Origin of the sequence: Burkholderia sp. LMG 13014 (genome assembly GCF_905232215.1) — a bacterium.
Lineage (GTDB): Bacteria > Pseudomonadota > Gammaproteobacteria > Burkholderiales > Burkholderiaceae > Burkholderia.
On the sequence record NZ_CAJNKE010001054.1, the window covers coordinates 1 to 1,070 of the forward strand.

Sequence of the window (1,070 nt, forward strand, 5' to 3'; positions counted from 1 at the left end):
ACGCGTCCTCGATCTGCCGCGACCACGGATAGCTGTAGTTGAGCCGGATGAAATGCCGGTAATCGGTGCCGGCCGAAAACATGTGCCCGGGCCCCACCGTGATCCGCTGCGCGAGGGCCAGCGAATACAGCTTCATCGCATCGACCTGCGGCGGCAGCTCGACCCACAGCACGTACCCGCCCTGCGGCTGCGACAGCCGCGTGCCTTCGGGAAAGAAACGCCGCACCATCGCGCTCATCAGGCTCGCCTGCTGCGCGTACTGCTTGCGCATGCGCCGCAGGTGGAAATCGTAGCCGTCGTATTTCAGGTATTCGGCGATCGCGAGCTGCTCGATCGCGGGCGTGGCCAGCGTGTTCAGGAATTTCAGCTTCTCGACCTGGTCGCGGTAGCGGCCCGGCATCGCCCAGCCGATCCGGTAGCGCGGCGACAGGCTCTTCGTGAACGACGCGCAATGCAGCACGAGCCCGTCGCGGTCGAACGACTTCAGCGCGCTCGGCGTCGCTTCGCCGTAGTGCAGCTCGTGATACACGTCGCTCTCGATCGCCGGCACGCCGTGTTTCGCGAGGAGTTCGACGAGCGCGCGCTTGCGCGCATCCGGCATCTGGAAGCCGAGCGGATTCTGGAAGTTCGGCATCACCATGCACGCGGCGATCCGTTCGCGTTCGAGCAGCCGTTCGAGTGCGTCGAGATCGATGCCGTCGACCGGATGCGTCGCGACCTCGAGCGCACGCATGCCCATGCGCTCGATCGCGTGCAGCATCGCGTAGAACGTCGGCGATTCGACGGCGATCGTGTCGCCGGGCCGCGCCACCGCCTGCAGGCACAGGTTGATCGCCTCGGTCGCGCCGATCGTCATCACGATCTCGTCCGGTTCGACCGGAATTCCGCGCTCCGCATAGCGTCGCGCGATCTGGCGGATCAGCTCCTGGTTGCCGGGCGGCAGATCGTCGATCACGCCCCAGCGCGTGCGGCGCCGCCCGATCGTCTGCGCGTAGCGCGCGAGCTTCTGTACCGGAAACTGCGACGCATCGGGGTACGGCGAGCCGAGCGGCACCGCGTCGTCACGCGCG

At 67.0% G+C, this 1,070-nt stretch carries 1 protein-coding gene; it reads right to left on the reverse strand.

Translation table 11 applies throughout. From position 1 onward, the window contains the following. Positions 1 to 1,070 (reverse strand): PLP-dependent aminotransferase family protein (locus tag JYJ84_RS37330; RefSeq protein ID WP_205190361.1); only part of this gene is annotated, 1,070 nt, incomplete at both ends.